At 48.2% G+C, this 18,880-nt stretch carries 16 protein-coding genes; 7 read left to right on the forward strand and 9 right to left on the reverse strand.

The features are described 5' to 3' along the window. Positions 1-148: 148 nt before the first annotated feature. The 3 genes from R0I52_RS05085 to R0I52_RS05095 form a co-directional block, all read right to left on the reverse strand. A complete protein-coding gene (locus tag R0I52_RS05085; protein WP_317053437.1) occupies positions 149-808 on the reverse strand; it encodes an aminodeoxychorismate/anthranilate synthase component II in 660 nt (219 codons plus the stop codon). Positions 809-841: 33 nt separating this feature from the next. Beyond that, positions 842-2,257 carry an anthranilate synthase component I family protein gene (locus tag R0I52_RS05090; protein WP_317053438.1) on the reverse strand — a complete coding sequence of 472 codons (1,416 nt, stop codon included), beginning with the start codon at positions 2,255-2,257 and terminating at the stop codon, positions 842-844. 85 nt (positions 2,258-2,342) lie between these two features. Then, complete coding sequence (locus R0I52_RS05095; RefSeq protein WP_100749829.1) at positions 2,343-2,618, reverse strand: Trp family transcriptional regulator; 276 nt, start codon at positions 2,616-2,618, stop codon at positions 2,343-2,345. A 428-nt stretch (positions 2,619-3,046) separates the two neighbouring features. Between R0I52_RS05095 and R0I52_RS05100 the strand changes: the two genes are divergently transcribed. Together R0I52_RS05100 and R0I52_RS05105 are read left to right on the forward strand one after the other, a co-directional pair. Then, complete coding sequence (locus R0I52_RS05100; RefSeq protein WP_317053439.1) at positions 3,047-5,110, forward strand: TonB-dependent receptor domain-containing protein; 2,064 nt, start codon at positions 3,047-3,049, stop codon at positions 5,108-5,110. Positions 5,111-5,367: 257 nt separating this feature from the next. Beyond that, positions 5,368-6,123 (forward strand): siderophore-interacting protein, encoded by a 756-nt coding sequence (locus R0I52_RS05105; protein ID WP_317053440.1) that lies wholly within the window; start codon positions 5,368-5,370, stop codon positions 6,121-6,123. A 163-nt stretch (positions 6,124-6,286) separates the two neighbouring features. Here the strand turns inward: R0I52_RS05105 and R0I52_RS05110 are convergent, their stop codons facing one another. The 4 genes from R0I52_RS05110 to R0I52_RS05125 all read right to left on the reverse strand — a co-directional run bounded on the left by R0I52_RS05110 (position 6,287) and on the right by R0I52_RS05125 (position 10,620). Beyond that, entirely contained in the window at positions 6,287-7,048 is a 762-nt protein-coding gene (locus R0I52_RS05110; RefSeq protein ID WP_317053441.1) for an ABC transporter ATP-binding protein, read from the reverse strand. A gap of 80 nt (positions 7,049-7,128) precedes the next feature. Next, entirely contained in the window at positions 7,129-8,025 is an 897-nt protein-coding gene (locus R0I52_RS05115) for an iron chelate uptake ABC transporter family permease subunit (RefSeq protein WP_410524040.1), read from the reverse strand. A gap of 381 nt (positions 8,026-8,406) precedes the next feature. Continuing rightward, positions 8,407-9,348, reverse strand: coding sequence for an ABC transporter permease (locus tag R0I52_RS05120; RefSeq protein WP_156410090.1), 942 nt, complete (start codon positions 9,346-9,348; stop codon positions 8,407-8,409). A 219-nt stretch (positions 9,349-9,567) separates the two neighbouring features. Then, positions 9,568-10,620, reverse strand: a complete 1,053-nt coding sequence (locus tag R0I52_RS05125; RefSeq protein ID WP_317053444.1) for a siderophore ABC transporter substrate-binding protein — start codon at positions 10,618-10,620, stop codon at positions 9,568-9,570. Between the two features lie 487 nt (positions 10,621-11,107). Between R0I52_RS05125 and R0I52_RS05130 the strand changes: the two genes are divergently transcribed. The 3 genes from R0I52_RS05130 to R0I52_RS05140 all read left to right on the forward strand — a co-directional run bounded on the left by R0I52_RS05130 (position 11,108) and on the right by R0I52_RS05140 (position 13,364). Continuing rightward, entirely contained in the window at positions 11,108-12,073 is a 966-nt protein-coding gene (locus R0I52_RS05130; RefSeq protein WP_317053445.1) for an energy transducer TonB, read from the forward strand. Positions 12,074-12,202: 129 nt separating this feature from the next. Continuing rightward, entirely contained in the window at positions 12,203-12,880 is a 678-nt protein-coding gene (locus R0I52_RS05135) for a MotA/TolQ/ExbB proton channel family protein (RefSeq protein WP_317053446.1), read from the forward strand. An 82-nt stretch (positions 12,881-12,962) separates the two neighbouring features. Beyond that, complete coding sequence (locus R0I52_RS05140; RefSeq protein ID WP_317053447.1) at positions 12,963-13,364, forward strand: biopolymer transporter ExbD; 402 nt, start codon at positions 12,963-12,965, stop codon at positions 13,362-13,364. A gap of 209 nt (positions 13,365-13,573) precedes the next feature. Here R0I52_RS05140 and R0I52_RS05145 read toward each other — a convergent pair whose 3' ends face one another. After that, positions 13,574-14,146, reverse strand: coding sequence for a DUF2799 domain-containing protein (locus R0I52_RS05145; protein WP_317053448.1), 573 nt, complete (start codon positions 14,144-14,146; stop codon positions 13,574-13,576). A gap of 297 nt (positions 14,147-14,443) precedes the next feature. Here R0I52_RS05145 and R0I52_RS05150 point away from each other — a divergent pair, with 297 nt between their 5' ends. Both R0I52_RS05150 and topA read left to right on the forward strand, forming a co-directional pair. Beyond that, a complete protein-coding gene (locus R0I52_RS05150) occupies positions 14,444-15,034 on the forward strand; it encodes a hypothetical protein (protein WP_317053449.1) in 591 nt (196 codons plus the stop codon). 274 nt (positions 15,035-15,308) lie between these two features. Then, the gene (gene topA / locus R0I52_RS05155; protein WP_317053450.1) at positions 15,309-17,978 is read left to right on the forward strand and encodes a type I DNA topoisomerase; all 2,670 of its coding nucleotides are present in this window, start codon (positions 15,309-15,311) and stop codon (positions 17,976-17,978) included. 197 nt (positions 17,979-18,175) lie between these two features. Here topA and R0I52_RS05160 read toward each other — a convergent pair whose 3' ends face one another. Continuing rightward, the gene (locus R0I52_RS05160; RefSeq protein ID WP_317053451.1) at positions 18,176-18,733 is read right to left on the reverse strand and encodes a superoxide dismutase family protein; all 558 of its coding nucleotides are present in this window, start codon (positions 18,731-18,733) and stop codon (positions 18,176-18,178) included. Between the last annotated feature and the right edge of the window lie 147 nt (positions 18,734-18,880).

The raw sequence follows: 18,880 nt of genomic DNA on the forward strand, positions 1-18,880 counted from the left end.
TGATAAATATCTACGACATAGCTGTCGCCGATATATAGTTGATAAGATAGCTGGTTGGTTTGGCGCGTGCTGATGTTATGCGTGTTAAGTTGTGCGCTAAGCCTATTTTTGCGTCTTTTTCATATCGCTAGATACACAAGTAAGGCGTTTAAACTTGTCGTAAAAAATTGCTTAGTAAACGTTTGGCGCCTTCTGTGGCAAATGACTCTGGATGAAACTGTACGCCCTGAATCGGATAGTCAGTATGGGCAAGTCCCATTATCTCATCGCCTGCGAGCGCCGCCTCTGTCAGGCTCAAGTGATGATGGGCGTCATTGGTAACGACAGCAGTGACGGTTAAGCAGTCAGGTAGCGTATCCGCCTTTACCATAAGCGAGTGATAGCGCATGATTTCTACCTCTTGCGGCAAGCCTTGATAAACACCTGCATCGTCATGGCGAATGGCAGAGACTTTGCCATGCATCGGTACGTGAGCTCGTATCACATCGCCGCCGAATACGTGGGCGATACCTTGCATGCCTAGGCAGACGCCCAATATCGGCGTGGTTTTTCCCATGATTTTGATAACTTCTGCACAAATACCAAAGTAAGCAGGATCATCAGGTGCGCCTGGGCCAGGTGAGATGATAATGCGGTCAAGATTCATCGCTTGTACGTCAGCCAAGGTAATTTCATTATTGCGTTTGACGATGACGTTTGCAGCGCTAGCGCCGTCTTTATCATCCTCCATGGTTTGCAAAATCTCGCCGATATATTGATATAAGTTAAAGGTAAACGAGTCGTAGTTGTCGATAATCAAAACATTCATAAGTCATCACTCTTTGCTGAAATAGAGAGGGGTTTAGGCGGTCATAAAGCTGTCTAATACCACTTTCATGGCAGAGAGCTTACGCTGGATTTCTAAGTATTCATCAGCAGGGTTGGAGTCGTAGACATTGCCGCCGCAGGTTTGCGCGTAGGCGGACTCACCATTGATAAATAGACTACGAATAGGAATGGCAAAAATACAATCGCCATTAAAATTAAACGAGCCAAGCGCGCCGCCATACGCACCGCGGCCATCAGGCTCTAGCTCGTTGATGACTTTGATTGCCTCGACTTTTGGCGCACCTGATAAAGTACCGGCAGGGAAGTTGCTGGCAAGCGCGCTAAACATATCTTCATCAGGGTGCAAAATCCCAACGATTTCAGAGGAAATGTGCTGCACGTGTGAGAAGCGTTTGATGTCCATTAGGCTGCGCACCTTCACCGTACCAAAGCGCGCGACACGGCCGATATCGTTACGGTGCAAGTCGACCAACATATTATGCTCGGCGATCTCTTTGGCATCGTTTAGCAACGCGCGGGCAAGCTGACGGTCTTCTGCGACATCGGCGCCGCGTTTGGCGGTGCCAGCCAGTGGATAGGTTTCCATCTCACCTTGTCGCAGGCGAAACAGCAGCTCGGGGGAGGCACCAATGATGCACTGCTCAGCAAATTTCATAAAGTACATGTGCGGTGATGGGTTGACCGCGCGCAGCTTTTCATAAATCGGCATTTTGTCGCCGCTAATACGATATTTGGATTTAAAGCCCACCTCGCACTGAAAGATACGCCCAGAGATGATGTCTTCTTTGACTTGCATGACGGCGCGCGCATGCTCATCTTGGCTCATGCCATCAGCCAAAAATTCAACCGAGGGCGGCTCATAGCTGGGAACGGGCGCATCAAGCAAGGCCTTGATGCGCTCGATACGATTGTCTTGCTGCTCGGTAGGATAGTAAAAATAGAAGATTTCTCCGGTCATCTTATCAAGCGTTAGACCATCGAGATAGACGCCAAACTTAAAGGGTTCAAAATCATCGCTTGCCTTTGCATTGAGACTTGGCTCAAAAAAATTGACACTGTCATAACCTAAGTAGCCGACCAGTCCGCCTGTCTGATCACGAGCGATGACGTGCTGCGGGGTGATGCTGCGTAGAAGCTCATAAGGGTTGTCAGTTTGATAGTGCTGGGTTTTGGCGGTTTGATTGTCAGTAATTGCCAAAGTCTTGCGGTCAATAGCGGCAATGGTCATCACAGGGTCAAAACCAATAGCATGATGGCGCGCCATATGTCCATCTTCGCCTAGTGACTCAAGCAGATAGCAGGTCTCAAACGCACGCTCAATACGTTTAAATAACGCAAAAAAATCGATATCTTGGGTGAGTTTGATGCGTTTTGGTTTGCTGGGAATCTCAATCGCCGCAGGCGGATTGTGCTGTAGGGTAGGTGTCATAGTGATGTCCAAAGTGATTTAGATTGGTGTCAGATAGAGATAGACAAAATTGATATTAAGCAAAACCGATATAATGGCTAATCGCTTATGCATTTTCTCTATGCGTCGCCAATAAAGCGCTGACGTCATGCGCCTGCATCGCCTTGGCGCCGCGTGAGACAGTGGCGATACCAACCCCTAATTGCTCAGATATCTCACGCTGGGTCACGCCGCGCGCTAGCAAATCAAAGATACGTATACGGTTGGCAATCTCTTGCTGCTCTTTTTCTGTCAGCAGCGCGCGAAACAACGCCTCGATATCCGCACTATCAGGACAGTTTGCCAAATGCTGTAATAAGCTGTGATAAGGGTTGGTACTCATGGTATGTCGTCTTATAATAATCAGTCAGATAATAAATAACAGAACAAATTCTCTTGTTTCAGCATTCTAGTATAGTAGTACAGGAAAAACAAGGTATCTGCCTATCTTTTTATGATATTGGTTTATGACGTTGATGCGTCAATCGCCATCTTCCTCCCTTAGGTTTTTCGACGGCCTTTACAAATTATCATTAAAACGCTGAATTTCTCACATTCATTATTGCCAAATTGTTAATACTTGGTTATGATGCCTGTCATTATTTAAATGCTAATAATTATCATTAATGTTCGTAATGTTATTCGTATATAAGCCGTGCTGTAGTGCCTTGTTGTTTGTCAATGTAGAGATGTAGCAATGCATTGACAAATGCCAGACAGATACAGTCACAGCTAAAATCTAATATTGATCGTCATCAAAGTGAGTGTGTTATGCGTGAAGTAAAGTTACCAATCTCGTCCAATCAATTGACCGTGTTATCTATGGGCGTGGCAGCCATATTGTGGACGCAGGCAGCCAGTGCGGCAGCAGAAGACATGCCAAGTACCACACTACAGACCATTACCGTCACGGCCAATAGCTCAGTACGAGATAAAGTACAAAAGGATGGCGTGTATGTCGAAGACTATACACCAGCTGCACAGGCAAGCCACTTAAGTGATTTTTTGGATGTCATACCAGGGGTTGAGGTCGGTGGCACCTCATCAGTCAATCAGCGCGTGCGCGTGCGTGGTCTTGATGACACCAACCTAAAAGTGACGATCGATGGCGCGCGTCAAGAAGGCGCGATGTTTTATCACATGGGTGATATCACCATCGATCCAGACCTATTAAAACAAGCAGAAGTGGCAGTGGGTAATAACTCTGTGACGCTAGGTAACGATGCCATCGGCGGGGCAGTGGCATTTGAAACGGTCGATGCAGTAGATTTACTAAAGCCGGGTCAAAAGGTCGGTGCCAAGCTACACGCAGGATACGGCAGTAATAACGACGAGCTACTGACATCCGCCACCGTCTATGGTGCACCAACTGACAACATCGACTTGTTGGCCTATTATGGTAAACGCGATGCAGATTCTGGTGAAGATGGTAGCGGCCGTGAGCTTTTTGAAGACAGCGAAAGCGAAAACATCTTATTAAAAGCAGGGGTTTCGATCCTTGACGATCACCGAGTGGGCGCCAGCTTTAGCCGTACCGAAAAAGAAGGTATTTTCCCATTTCGCCCGGATTTTCCGAGTTTGAGTGATGAGAGAATACCGCAAAAGGTAAGCCGAGATACTTACACTGTCGATTATAAATTTAATCCAGTAAACCCTTTGGTTGATGTCGATGCCAATATCTATCAGACCGAGACCGAGATCTTGCGTGATAACGATACTGAAGTCACACCTGGCTATGATTGGAATGCTAAGATAAAAACCACTGGCGCGAAAGTTGAGAACACCAGTGTGATTGAGAGTGCATCGGGTCGCCATAAGCTGATCGCAGGTGCTGAGCACTACCAAAAAGAGTCAGAGATGGCACGCGACGGTGCGCGTACGGGTAAGGATGAAGCCAAAAACACCTCAGTCTATCTAGAAGACCAGTGGCAAACGGGCAAACTGACTCTAACACCAGGCGTACGCTACGACCGCTACGAGTCTCCTGAGTTTGTATCGGATGGCAAAACGTATGACAATGTGGTTGGTGCGTTTGCTGCAAGCTATGAGATTGCGCCGCGTACCCAAGTGTTTGCCAGCTACACAGAGCTGTTTAATGGTCCAGATTTAGGCCAAGCGATATTTAACAGCAATGGCGATGGTATCTATGTCAATGATGACCTAAAACCAGAAGAAGGCTATAACTCTGAAGTAGGTGTCGCGACTACGCTACGAGGGCTGACGCTTGCCGATGATGCGCTACAATTAAGTGCAAAATACTTTAAATCAAATATCGAAAACTATCAGCTGTTTATGAGAACTGGTAGTCGCCCAGGAAGATTTGGGCTTGACTGCGATACTGGAGCAATCGGCGGTGAATGCCAAGGTATGTACAACAGTGCCGAGGATTACGAAATTAAAGGGGTTGAGCTGGCAGCCAACTATAGCACTCGTGACTTTGGCATGGGTCTTAGCTATGCGCGCGCCCGTAGTGAAGGCAGTGAAACAGGCGATAGCATCCCATCAGTGAGTGGCAGCGGTGCTGACTCGGGCGATCGCTATATGCTCAATCTAAACTACGAGCCAAGTGATGAGGTGGGACTAGGCTGGCGCAGTACTTATGTCGCGTCGCTCACCGATAACAACCAAGACACCAAGCCAAGCTATGATGTGCACGATGTGTATGTGAACTATTCACCACGTCAGTTTGATGGTCTAAAAGCCACAGTTGGGGTTTATAACCTGTTTGATGAAACTTATGCTAGCCACGCTTCACGCTTAAATCCAGCTGATGCTACGGCTACAGATTTTGAGATGGGTCGTAATATCAAAACCTCTTTGACCTATCAATTCTAAAAGTCGTCAACTCTAAAATCCATCAGCTCTGACTGCATAACCGTAGTGTGACTGATGAAAAATAAAAAGCCAGCTGTCTGACGAGGAGAGCTGGCTTTTCTTATCGTAATTTTAGACCTCACCAAGATAGTTGTATGACTGTGCTACTGGTATAAATTTTCTTTGCGTGCTGCTTAGACAGAGGCTGCACAAAATTCATCCCAGTAGCACTGTATCGTTTTTAAAGTGGGTTAACTAGACAGCTAAAAGGATAAAAAATGACCAAACCTAATCCAAGAGTATTAGAAGTAAAAGGCATCGCCGATATCACCCCAAACATGCGCCGCATTACGCTTGGCGGAGCGGGCATGCAAGACTTCCCAGTCGAGCAAGAAAGCGCCTATATCAAATTGATGTTTGCAGGGGAGGCAGGGCAAAAGCCCATCATGCGCACTTATACCATTATTCAGCAACGTGACGATGAAATCGATGTCGATTTTGTCTTACATGATCTCAACCACAAAGGCGCTGAAGGTCCTGCCTCACATTGGGCCAAAACCACACAAATCGGTGATACTATTTTGATCGGTGGGCCTGGTGCCAAAAAGCTTATCAATCACGAGGCGGATTGGTTTTTATTGGCGGGTGATATGACCGCGCTGCCCGCCATCACGGTAAACTTAGCACAGCTGCCTGAGGATGCCGAGGGCTATGCCGTCATCGAGGTGCTGCGTGAGGATGATATCCAGCCGCTACAAAAGCCGAAGAATATAACGCTTGAGTGGGTAATCAATGCCGAAGCAAGCAGCGGTCATTACCCCATTCTTGAGCGTATTAAGACGCTAGGCTGGCCGGCTGGTGAAGTGGCAGTGTGGGCGGCGTGCGAGTTCAACAGTATGCGAGCGCTGCGTCAGTACTTTAAACAAAAAGAAGTGGCTAAGAGTCATCTTTATATCTCCAGCTACTGGAAACTTGATAGCAATGAAGATGAGCATAAAATCGTCAAACGCGAAGATGCTGCATTAGGGTTATAGTCGATGCACTCTAAAAAGAGTATAGCGCTACTGGGATGAATTTTGCGCAGCCTCTGGGAACGCAGCACGCAAGTAAAATTTATACCAGTAGCGCGTTTAAACTTATATAACAGTTTTATTTTCAATTGACTATATAAGGTGACGTGGCTACAGTCTTGCTTAACTATAACAATGTATCGACAATCACTGGCCGACCTTGATGGTTAAGTACCGTCACATCGACGTTATATAAGTCTTTCATGGCAGTTTTGGTGATGACATCGACAGGCTGCCCAACCGCCATTACTTGGCCAGTTTTCATCATGACCACGGTATCGGCAAACTGCGCGGCTTGGTTGATATCATGTAGGACGATGACCACGGTTTTTTGCTGACTGCAGCTAAGCTCGCGCAGCTCACGCATCAGGCGCCCTGCATGGTACATATCCAGATTGTTTAGCGGCTCATCGAGCAGTAGATACGGCGTGTCCTGGCAGACAATCATCGCAATCAGCACGCGTTGCCGCTGACCACCAGATAGCGTCGATAAAAAACGCTCGGCTAATGGCTCAAGCTCAAAACGCTCGATCATTTCTTGTACTTTTTGCTCGTCCTGTGCGCTCGGCTGTCCTTGATGATACGGATAACGGCCAAACATCAGCAGCTCATGCACGCGTAGGCGACCTTGCACTTGGTTGTCTTGCCCAAGCATCGCCACCGTCTTAGCCAAAGTGCGCGCAGGACAGCTGACAATGTCATGCTCACCAAACATCACCTTCCCAGACTGTAGCGGTTGTAGCCTTGCCATGACCGAAAATAAGGTAGATTTGCCCGCGCCATTGGGGCCGATTAGGGCAATCACTTGGGCGCTTGGTAAGGATAAGCTGATGTCATGCAGGATTTGTTGTTTGCCGATATGGTGGGAGATATTATCGAGTTTAATCATAATAATTCTTATTTTTTAGATAGATTTTAATCAGTTTTAAATAGTTTATGATTTTTTATATAGGTCAAGACGGCATGTTATTAACGACGCTGGGTCATAAATATGAGTAGCAAAAACACCAAGCCGCCCGCCAGCTCAATCACCACGGATAACACTCCCGCCATGCCCAGTACTCGCTCAAACAGCGTCTGACCAAGAACCAAACAAATCATCGCCACCAAACTGACCAATATCAGGCGCTCGCTATGATACATATGCCGTGCAATGCGATTGGTCAAGGCGCAGACCAGCAAGCCAAAAAAAGTCACCGGCCCGACCAGTGCCGTGGCGGTGGCGACCAATACCGCAATGACTGTTAATAGCCCAAATGCGAGGTGTTGATAATTAATGCCCAAATTAATCGCTTGCGCCTTACCGAGCATCAAGACATCGCATTGATAGCGCCAGCGCCAAATACACAGCGCGCTAATGGTGCAAATAATGAAGCTGATACCCAATAGCTGCGGGTTGACGGTATTAAACTGCGCGTAACTGGCTGACTGCACCACGACAAAATCATCGGGGTTAATCAGGCGCGCAATCAATGCCGATAAGCTGCGAAACAACACCCCAAAGATAACGCCCACCAATATCAGCCGCGTCAAATCCTGACTGCTTTTTGAAAACAGAACTCGAAACAATAATAATGATGCGCCAAACATCAGGACAATCTCAAGGGCGAATTTGGCAATAGGATTGATGCTGGTAAAGCTCATCGCGCCCAAAAAAAACACCAATAAGCTTTGTAGCAGTATATATAGAGAGTCAAAGCCCAGTAGAGAAGGGGTCAAAATAGGATTGTGCGTTAAGGTTTGAAAGAGCAGAGTCGATACGCCAATCGCATAGCCGACCACCATGAGCGCCAGCAGTTTTTTACCTCGTAGTGGTAAGGCAAAATCCCAATGACCATTGACATTGAGCGTCAAAAACAGCGTCATCGAGACCAGCAAAATAACAGCGGCAATCGACTTTGGGTGATTGCTGATCCATGCCCAAAGCTGAGCCAAGCGACTCTGGGTAGAGGGGGCTGCGTGGTTCTCGTTATCTAAATTATTGTTTTTTAAACGACGCTTCTCTGCTGAGTCAGTCTTTGTAGAGCGGCCAGTTATAGAGCCATACTTAGAGGGTGAAAACATACGTAAATCCTACTATGCTACCTGTAATAGTAACAACGCCACGCTTATCTAAGCAGACAACAGGACGAATAAATAAAGAAAAGGGTCAATGGTGGTGAGTCAGCTGCTTTATTGCCAGATGCGTGATTATGCGCTACATTGTTATGAGGTGCCTTATTACAAAACGCCTTATTACAAGACGCCTTATCGCTCAGCGGGCGCGCGTAATAACAGCCATAAAAACAGCACCGTGCCGACCACACCAAACACCGTGGCGACCGGCACTTCAAACGGGTAGCGGATAGAGCGCCCGATGATATCGCAGAGCAATACTGCCGATGCGCCCAGTAGCGCGACAGCTGGCAAGCTACGGCGCAGCTTATCGCCCATCAGCCGGCTGACGATATTGGGCACCACCAAGCCAATAAAAGGAATCATGCCCACCGTCACGACGACGACCGCGCTCATCATCGCCACCATACCGACGCCAAGCCAAGTGACCTGCCGCTTACTAATGCCTAAGTTTAGAGCGATATTATCGCCTAGCCCAACGATGGTTAGCTTATCAGCGATGATATAAGCCAGCACGCACAGCGCGCCCGTCAGCCATAGCAGCTCATAACGCCCTGCCAAAACACCAGAGAAGTCGCCAAACTGCCAAACGCTAAGCATCTGTAGTGTCTCGGTCTGATAGGCAATAAAGGTCGTCACCGCCTCGATGATACCGCCAAAGACGATACCGATGAGCGGAATCATCAAAAAATCCGTCGGCGGAATGCGGTGAATGAGTAGCATAAACAGCATCATGCCACCGACTGCCGCGATGGTGGCGACCCCCATTTTGACCAGTAGCGCACTGGCAGGGAACAGCAGGCTGACGACTAATAAACCCAGTGCTGCGCTTTGGGTAGCCCCTACCATCGATGGCTCGACGAAGCGGTTTTTTAGCACCACTTGCATGATCATCCCTGCCACCGCCATGGCGACACCGGTCAAAATAATGGCAATGGTACGCGGTATGCGGCTCACCAGTAGTAGCGAGCTGTCTGAGTTGGCGCTATGGTTGATGAGGCTATGAAAAATACCAGACCACGAAAAATCCGCTACCCCAATGGACAAACTTAATAACACCAAAAGCCCCATCATGATGAGGCTGACTGTGTTGATAAGCCATGGCGGTATGGCTGCACGCCGACGCGTATGACTCAGAGCCTTGCTGCCGGTTTGCCAAGATGGTGATGTGGGCAAAGCGGGACTGGTCTCAAGACTATTGGCGCGGGTCTGGGCACGCGATGAAAATAACGACATAACGGCTACTGGCTCATTAAATAATAGGTCAAAAAATAGCTGGTATGGTTGCCACGTTTATTGTGCGCTTGCAAACGCATTTTTTATCGTGGTCAGATCTTGTATCCACTGATAATAACCGCCAAAGGCGAGATAAGAATCTGGGCTTAGATAAACCACTTGGTCTTTTTGCCACGCGGTGGTTTGGGCGACCAGCGGATTGTCTAAGACCGCTTTGGCACCCACGCTGTCTTCACCGATAGCGGCGCTACGATCGACGACGAATAGCCAATCAGGGTTGGTCTTTTGTAGATATTCAAAAGAGATCGGCTGACCATGACGACCATCTTTGATTTGGTCATCAGCGATCGGCACATTGACGACATTATGAATAAAGCCATAGCGTGAGTCAGCGCCATAGACAGACATTTTATTGCCATTGACCATCACCACCAGACCGGTGCCACTGTCTTTGGTGACGGCTTTGGTCTCTGTGATTAGGCTGTCGATATTGCTTTGTAATTTGGCCGCTTGCGCACTTTTACCAAACAGCGCGCCAAGATCGTGCAAACGCTGTTTACTCGACTCATAGATGTTGGCCGTATCGATGGTCATATCTAGGGTTGGCGCGATGCTTGAGAGCGCATCGTATTTTTCGGCCATCCGCGAGCCGACCAAGATGGCTTGGGGCTGCATGGCGTTTAGAGCCTCAAGGTCTGGCTCAAATACCGTGCCCACTTCTTTTGGTTCAGGCTGCGTCTCTGAATGCAAGTTATCTAAATGCAGGCCACTTGGCGCCCCATCGACAGCCACGTCCAGCGCTGCCAAGTCCTGTAGCAAGGTCATATCATAGACGACCAATGGCGATGGATTCATTGCCAGATCCATATCCCCTCTGGCGGTATCGACAGTAATGGTATGCGTCGAGACAGCATCGTTATTGGCGACGTTTTCGGCATGGTCAGCGGTTGGGTTTTCGGTCTGAGCGTCCGCAGGCTCTGAGTCGTTGGACTCAGGAGAGCTGCAGCCTGCCACACTGATCGTCGCGGCAAGGGCGGTGGCCATCGCCGTCCATAAGGGACGTTTAAAAAAAGTGCTAGAGAAGCGGTTGGATAATACAGTAGTAGACATAAATAACTCGGTAAATCGGCTGGGTGAGCGGTGTAGAGACAAAGTAGAGACAAAGTAGTCAGCTTGTAAAATGTCAATGACGGTCTGAAAACCATCACAGTCATCACACGGCTCATATAAAAAAAGAGCTGGTCTTGCAGATGTATCACATAGGGTGAATAGGCAAGACGACGCTCAGCGGTATTATTATCATTTGTACATTCACTATCCAAGCGCTCGTTGATGTTTGTTATAAGTTAAGTGTGGTCAAGCGCTCTTATCGGATAGATAATCGGTCATGATAAATTAATTGAGACTCATTATCAATATAAATGATAATGGTTTTTATTAACGTATTATCAATCACAAATAAATAAGCATGTTATTTTCTTAGGTGCGACTGATACAAACTTCGCTAATGAAATTAACACAATTTATTATTGATAATAATTATCGTTTGCACTATCATCTACACCATTCTACCTCGGTCACCGAATATTAGAGTGTTATGAGTTCAACGATTTTAGACGCGCCATCTCCCAAACTGACGCTCGCCGCTGCCGTGGTCGTCGTCGGCCTTCATGCCTTGACTGTCGCCGCGCTAGTGGCGATGAAAGTGCCTGAAAAACCAGTAGAAGCAAAAATCCAAACGCCGCCCATTGAGATAGAGCTTGTGACATTGCCGCAAAAAGAGCCTGTCGCCGTGGTAGAGCAAGAGGCGCCAAATGTGCAGCCAGCGCCGCCAAAACCTAAAGCCGCGCCTATCGTCAAGGCTCAACCAAAACCGATCAAAGAGCCGGTTATCAAAGAAAAACCGCCTAAAGCAATGCCACCGAAGAAAGCAGCGCCGCCTAAAAAAGTAATAGAAAAGCAGCCTGATATCATTAAAACAGAAGCGCCAAAAACACCGGCAACTGAACCTAAAGTCGATACCCAAGCGGCTGATGAACAACGCAAAGCTGAAGAGCGTCGCAGAGCCGAGGAGCGTCGTAGAGCCGAGGAGCGTCGTAGAAGAGAGCAAGAACAGCAGAAGGCTGAGCAAGAAGCCCGTGATAGAGCAGCAGCGCAAGAGGCTGAGAGGTTGGCGGCAGAGAAAGCGGCTAAAGAAAAAGCAGAAGCACTGGCTGCCCAGCAAGCCGCGCAAAGAGCCGCTCAAGCAAAAGCTGCAGCAAGCAATACGCCAGTGAACTTTACTGCCAGTAATGCTGATTGGGCATCGCCGCCGAGATTGAGCTTTCCTGAGCGTGCTGCTCGAAATGCTCTATCAGGTGATACGTTTAATGTGGTGTTGGTGTTGAGGGTCAATAAGCAAGGCGGCATTGATAGTGTACGAGTGTCGCAGCCGTCCGGCAATCCAATTGTGGATATAGCAGCGCAGCGTCAAGTTCGCTCTGGCAAGTTTAAACCCTTTACACAAAATGGCGTGCCCGTGGTGGGCAATGTAACACTAGCATTTAGCTACGATGTACCTTAGCGCGCATTTTATTGAATTCATCTCATTAATTTTAAAAGATATTTATAATTTTATATTTCTTTATGATAAGGCTAGCTGTGATATACGCCGCGCTATCATAGGATGATATTAAACATTAAGGAGTCTGGCATGGACTTTATGCATTACTGGCAAATCAGCGACATGGTGACCAAAACCTTGTTTTTTTTGCTATTTATCTTGTCTATCGTCTCTTGGGTGACGGGGGTTATTCGCGTACTACAAAGCCGCAAACTGGCCGCTACTGTCGCAGACGATTTGAGTCAGCAGATTACCGCTAAGCAGCCTGAGCTGGCCGGCTGTGATGCCGCGCAGCGTCGCCTAGTCACCGAGCAGACATTGCTCAAGCATATCGGCCGCTACCGCTTTGCCAGTGAGCGCGGCCTGCCTATCCTTGGCACGACCGCTGCGATTGCGCCTTTTATCGGGCTATTTGGGACGGTATGGGGCATCTTTCATGCGCTGCACAATATCGGCATGACCGGACAGGCAGGACTCGGACAAGTGGCAGGGCCTGTCGGTGAGGCGCTGATTATGACAGGCCTTGGCATCGCCGTTGCCATCCCAGCGGTGGTGTTTTATAACCTCTCAGTGCGTATCAATCGCCGAGTGATGTACCATGCCAATGACCGAGCCCATGATTTGTTGGCGACATCTGCTAAGCAGGTAGCGACCAATAGCCGTCCTACTACTGTCACTGCGACTCAGGCCGCAAAAGATCAGCAGATTGCCCAAAGAGACGCGCCACACGCCACGCACTATCGTAGCTCAGCGCCATCGCAGAGCTAGTCGCTGCTGGGGCATAAATGGGCAGCAGTGCGCCAAACGAGTACAAACGGTGCATCAATAACCAAACGTATTGAGGATAATTATGGCATTTCAACTGGGTGATGATGATAGTCAGAGTATGAATGAGATGAACCTCATTCCGCTGATTGATATCATGCTGGTCTTGATGATTATATTTTTATTGACGGCGACGGTGCTCAATCCAGCGGTGCCATTGGACTTGCCAAAAACCAGCGCAGCAGTCACTGAGCCGCCATCAAAAGCCATTCAAATCAGTATTGACAAAGACGCTGGCATATTTTGGGACAGCGATCCAATTAGTATGGAGACGCTAGAGGTAAAGCTACAAGAGCAAAGTGCAACAGGCGAGGATCCTTCGGTGCAGCTACGTGCTGACAAAGACAGCAAGTACGATACCGTGGCACAAGTACTGGCCGCCGCTAGCCAAGCAGGACTGACCAAGATAGCCTTTGTCAATGAGTAGCCTATATAAGGTAGGTCATATAAAGTAGGCGGTATAAAGTGCGGGTAAACGAGCAGTTATAGCAGCAGATTGGCAAAAAGTAGCAGCGCGCCGATCAACAGAAAAACCACCAAAACAACAATAAGAAAAATTAAAATAATAAATGCTTTCTCCAGCCTCGCTCGGGTAACCTTGCGAGGTTTCCTTTATTTTGGGTTTGGTAGACCCTATTACCAAGCGTAACCAAAAGGACGATAACCATAGCCCAAGCGTCCAGACCCATAGCCGAATGGATAAGGCGTGCGCAGATAGTCGAGGTCGCGCTGACGAATATAATAGTAGCGCCCTTGCGAGTAGGCCTCTTCTAGCTTTTCAATGCCCTCCAGCGGACAAACAGGCTGCCAGTCGTAGCCTTCGCGGCCCAGCTTATAGGCGTTGAGCTCGGTGCAGTAGGTTTTTAGACCTTGCTGGCGTCCTTGCTCCCATTGGATGCGATTGGGCATCGCACCGCCGACGCTTGCGCATTGATTGGTATAGTGTCCAAAGTACGCCCCTGAACGGCCACGGATACCATCTGCGTAGCCGACCTCCTGCCAATTGCTGGCTTGACACTGCTGCGGCGTTAGGCTCTGAGTCGTGGCGCAGCCTGATAGTAGTAGCACGGCCATACCTATCATCGCCAAGCTCAGGCTTGCTCGGCTTTTTTGTATACCGTGTCGGCTGGTTTGTATATCGCTTGCTAGCGTGGCGACTTTGCGGCGTGACGCGGTGCTCGATGAGTTTTGCTGAAGAAGATAATTCATAATAAACCTGCGCGCGTTTAAAATTATGGTTTATCATAGCACCTTTTAGCGCTACCAGCTTTTTGTATCTTGTGAGTATTGGTGTTTTTATATATCGATAAGTAATTGATATACCAGTGTATCTATAAGAGCGATAGCACGCAGGCGCGCTACAAGCGTTTGCGGCTACTGTGTAGGGCTTGCTTGATTTTTAGGTGTTGATACGCATTATAAGTGTCTATCTGCTCGCTTTTTAGCCGCCAGCGGTGAGCGTTATATTTTTCATATCATTGTTTTTAGTCAAAAGGCCAGACCACCATGGGAATATTGATCGGCGTTATCATTGTACTATTTGTGTTAGGGAGTATGATGGCGCTCAAACCGAACGGTATTGATCAGCGCTTGGATAAGCTGCGCATGACAGCGCGCCGCTTGCAGCTCAACCCAAAGCTGGTCAGTTGCCCTGATTGGATCAAAGGCCGTGACAACGAGTATGGCCGCGGCATGCTTGGGCAGTACTGCCTCATACTGGACGATATCCAGCTGCCCCATGCGCGCTATCAGGTGATTGATGGACAGTGGCGACCAGATAGTAGCTTTGTCGATACGAGTGCAGATGACAGCAAGCTTGTGGTGCCAAGTGCGATTCGCGCGACTCATAGCAAGCCTGTCATCAAACCGGCCAACTTTGCTTTGGATAAAGCGCCGCTGGACTTGCCTGCGAGCATCGAGCCTTTTGTCAAAGGACTGTTGACCAAAGCCAATAGCATCGTGATTTACTGGGAAGATATCGCCTATGTGCGTCCAGCGACCAACCCCGCCTATCAACAAAAAATGATTGAGACTGATCTATTAGTCCTAAAGGCAAACCTAGACAAATGGGCGCGACAAATGCAAAAAAAACCCTAAAGCTGGTAAAGCAATTTTTCGTCTCCATTTAATAGCAATATGCAAGCACTTTTGGCAAACTCTCAGTCATTTGCAGTTGACAGCTTAATACTTAGCAGTGTAACGTCTTTATAACGTGCGCTTTGTATTATGGTTAGTGTTTGTTTCATAACCGTTTTGATTGGCAGCCATTACTACAATAAATCGCTGAGCGAATATACTTAGCTACCATAAATTGCCATGCTGCTGAATTTAAACCTACTTTTCATCTACTTATATTATGGTGTCGTCACATATGGCAAAAACCACAACCAAAAAAACTCCAGCATCCGCGACCGATAACCCAAAAAAAGGCAAGTCGTTGGTGATTGTCGAGTCACCCGCCAAAGCAAAAACCATTAATAAATACCTTGGTGATGACTTTATCGTACGCTCAAGTATCGGTCATGTCCGTGATTTGCCCGTTAGTGCCAGTAAAAGTGCAAAAAAGACAACCGCTGCCAAAAAAGATGAGACGCTGAGCAAAGAAGAAAAAGCGCAGCAAGCACTGGTGCGCCGTATGGGTGTCGATCCAGAGCATGACTGGGCGGCCGTCTATGAAGTGCTGCCAAACAAAACCAAAGTCATCAAAGAGCTAAAAGCACTGGCCAAAGACGCTGACAAAATTTATCTGGCCACGGATATGGATAGAGAAGGGGAAGCCATCGCTTGGCATCTAAAAGAAGTCATCGGCGGCCCTGATAGCAAATACCAGCGTGTGGTTTTTAATGAGATTACCAAATCCGCCATTCAAAATGCGTTTAAAGAGCCATCAAAGCTCGATATCGACCGTGTCAACGCCCAGCAAGCGCGGCGCTTTTTAGACCGTGTCGTCGGCTTTATGGTATCGCCGCTGCTATGGCAAAAAATCGCACGTGGTTTGTCGGCGGGCCGTGTGCAGTCGGTTGCGATGCGCTTGGTGGTCGAGCGTGAGCATGAGATTCGCGCTTTTATTCCAGAAGAATACTGGCAAATCCATGCCGATACCCACGTTACTGCTAATAATGCCAAAGCACCGACAGACGCAGAGCAAAGCTCGATTCGCCTAGAGGCGACCAAGCAAGGCGGCAAAACGCTTAAGCTGGCCAATAAAGAGCAGACCGATAAAGTCTTAGCAGTACTCAAAACCAGCGATTTTATCGTCAAAGAGCGTGAGGAAAAACCCACGCAGTCGCGTCCGAGTGCACCGTTTATCACCTCGACTTTGCAGCAAGCGGCCAGCACACGCTTAGGGTTTTCAGTGAAGAAGACCATGATTTTAGCGCAGCGTCTGTATGAGGCGGGTCACATTACCTATATGCGTACCGACTCGACTTTTTTGTCTGGTGATGCCTTGGCGGCGGTGCGTGGCTATATCGAAGACAGCTATGGCGATAAATATGTGCCAGAAAAACCAAACTTTTATGGCAACAAACAAGGCGCACAAGAGGCGCATGAGGCGATTCGCCCATCTAATGTCCATATGAAATCTACCCAGCTCAAAGGCGTTGAGCGCGATGCCATACGTCTGTACGAGCTGATTTGGCGTCAGTTCGTCGCCTGCCAGATGCTGCCAGCAAAGTATCTATCGGTGAATTTATTTGTGGCAGCAAGCGATGTCGAGCTAAAAGCCCGCGGCCGTACCATGGTGTTTGATGGCTATACCAAAGTCATGCCACCTGCCAAGACGGACGATACGCTACTGCCTGATGTCAAAAAAGGCGATCAGTTGACCCTAGATAAGCTCGACCCAAGCCAGCACTTTACCAAGCCACCACCGCGCTATACTGAGGCCAGCCTCGTCAAAGAGCTGGAGAAAAAAGGCATCGGCCGTCCATCGACATATGCCTCTATCATCTCCACCATTCAAGACCGCGGCTATGTCAAGCTCGAAAACAAGCGCTTGTTTGCCGAAAAAATGGGCGATATCGTCACCGATAGATTGACCGCAAGCTTCCCAGACTTAATGGACTATACCTTTACTGCTGCGTTAGAGGACAAGCTAGATCACGTCGCAGAAGGCGATCAAGACTGGAAAGATGTGCTAGATAACTTCTATGGCGACTTTAAAAAGACGCTCGAGCGCGCCAAAGAAAAAGATGGCATGCGCCCCAATGACCCGACCGATGTACCCGATGTGCACTGCGATATATGCTCGCGTCCGATGCAGCTGCGTACCGGCTCGACGGGGGTGTTCTTAGGCTGCACCGGTTATAACTTACCGCCAAAAGAGCGCTGCAAAGGCACCAAAAACTTGATGCCAGTCGAAGCTTTTGCCAATCTTGATGAAAGCGACGCGGCCGATGAAGTGGCGGAAGTCAAAGACCTGATGGAGAAAAAGCGCTGCCCCAAATGTGGTACAGCGATGAACGGCTATATCGTCGATGGTGGCCTGAAACTGCATATCTGTGGTAACAATCCTGACTGCGACGGTTATATCTTAGAAGAAGGTAAGTTTGAAGTCCCAGGCTCAGATGCGCCAACCATTGATTGTGATAAGTGCGATGGACAGATGGAGCTAAAGACCGGACGCTTTGGCCCTTATTTTGCCTGTCAGCAGTGTGATAACACCCGTAAAGTGCTAAAAACCGGTGAAGCTGCGCCACCGCGTATGGATCCGATTCATCTGCCAGAGCTCAAATCAACCAAGCATGATGACTATTTTATCTTGCGTGAAGGCGCTGCAGGCATGTTTCTCGCCGCCTCGAAGTTCCCAAAAGTGCGTGAAACCCGTGCGCCCAAGCTGGCTGAGCTGCGACCTATCAAGGATAAGATGGAAGATAAATTCCAGTATCTGTTTGAAGGGCCAGATGAAGATCCAGACGGTAATCCAACGATACTGCGCTGGTCACGTAAGAAAAAAGAGCAATACATCGGCTCTGAAAAAAACGGCAAAGCCACGCGTTGGGGTGTGTACTGGCGCAATGGCGAGTGGGTTGAGGAGTAATCAATACCAGTCCAAACGATAGCCAATCTTCGATACCGATACAGTGAGCGACCTAATAGCCGCGTATCTGATTTATCTGGATTCGACCATACTTTGCGATGTTCGGACACGCCCTAATATCCATAAAAAAACCTCTTAGATGATCTAAGAGGTTTTTCATGAGCAAACGGCTATGTTTTACGACCGAACTACTGCGATTAGTTCTTTTCGATGATACCACATGCCACACGGTCACCTGAATTACCCGCAGGCTGACTGGTATAATCATCAACCCCACCATGCACGATAAATGCTAAGCGGTTGACGCTGTATTTGCCAGCTTCTGCCGCAGAGATTTTTTTGTTGACGTAGTTGATGGTAGCAACGCCATCTTCGTTTGCTGTCAAATTAGGCAGGTCGCCTGCATGACCATTCATGTCATCGGGGTTAGAGTGCGGTTTGTTGTCTGGATTAAAGTGGCCGCCTGCCGCTTTACCCATATTGGCACAGCTGCCTGTCTCGTGAATATGAAGCGATACGGTCTTACCAGGCTGCAAGTGCATCAGCTTACCATACACCTGTACGCCGCCATCTACCGGACGTAAGAACACTTGTCCGACTTCATTTTGGTTACCAGAGACGGCTTTGATGGTAGATTTTAGTGCTGGCTGATTGACAGGGTTGCCTGTTTGCATTTGACCTTCGACCGTTTGACAGCCAGTCATGGCAAGAGCCGAACCACATAGTAGCGCACTTGCAAGCATTGTCTTATTCATTATTCTCTCCATTTATATTTATTCGTTGTGATGAATGTCTACTGTTTTCTCAAAGTACTCATGTTTTCTAAGTACTCAAATACTGTATTCCAACACTGTACTCAAAAACTTTCCTCAAACACTGCTTAATTGCTCAAGCATTGCTTA

The organism is Psychrobacter sp. CAM01 (genome assembly GCF_032842965.1).
In the GTDB taxonomy this organism is placed as follows: Bacteria; Pseudomonadota; Gammaproteobacteria; order Pseudomonadales; family Moraxellaceae; genus Psychrobacter; species Psychrobacter celer.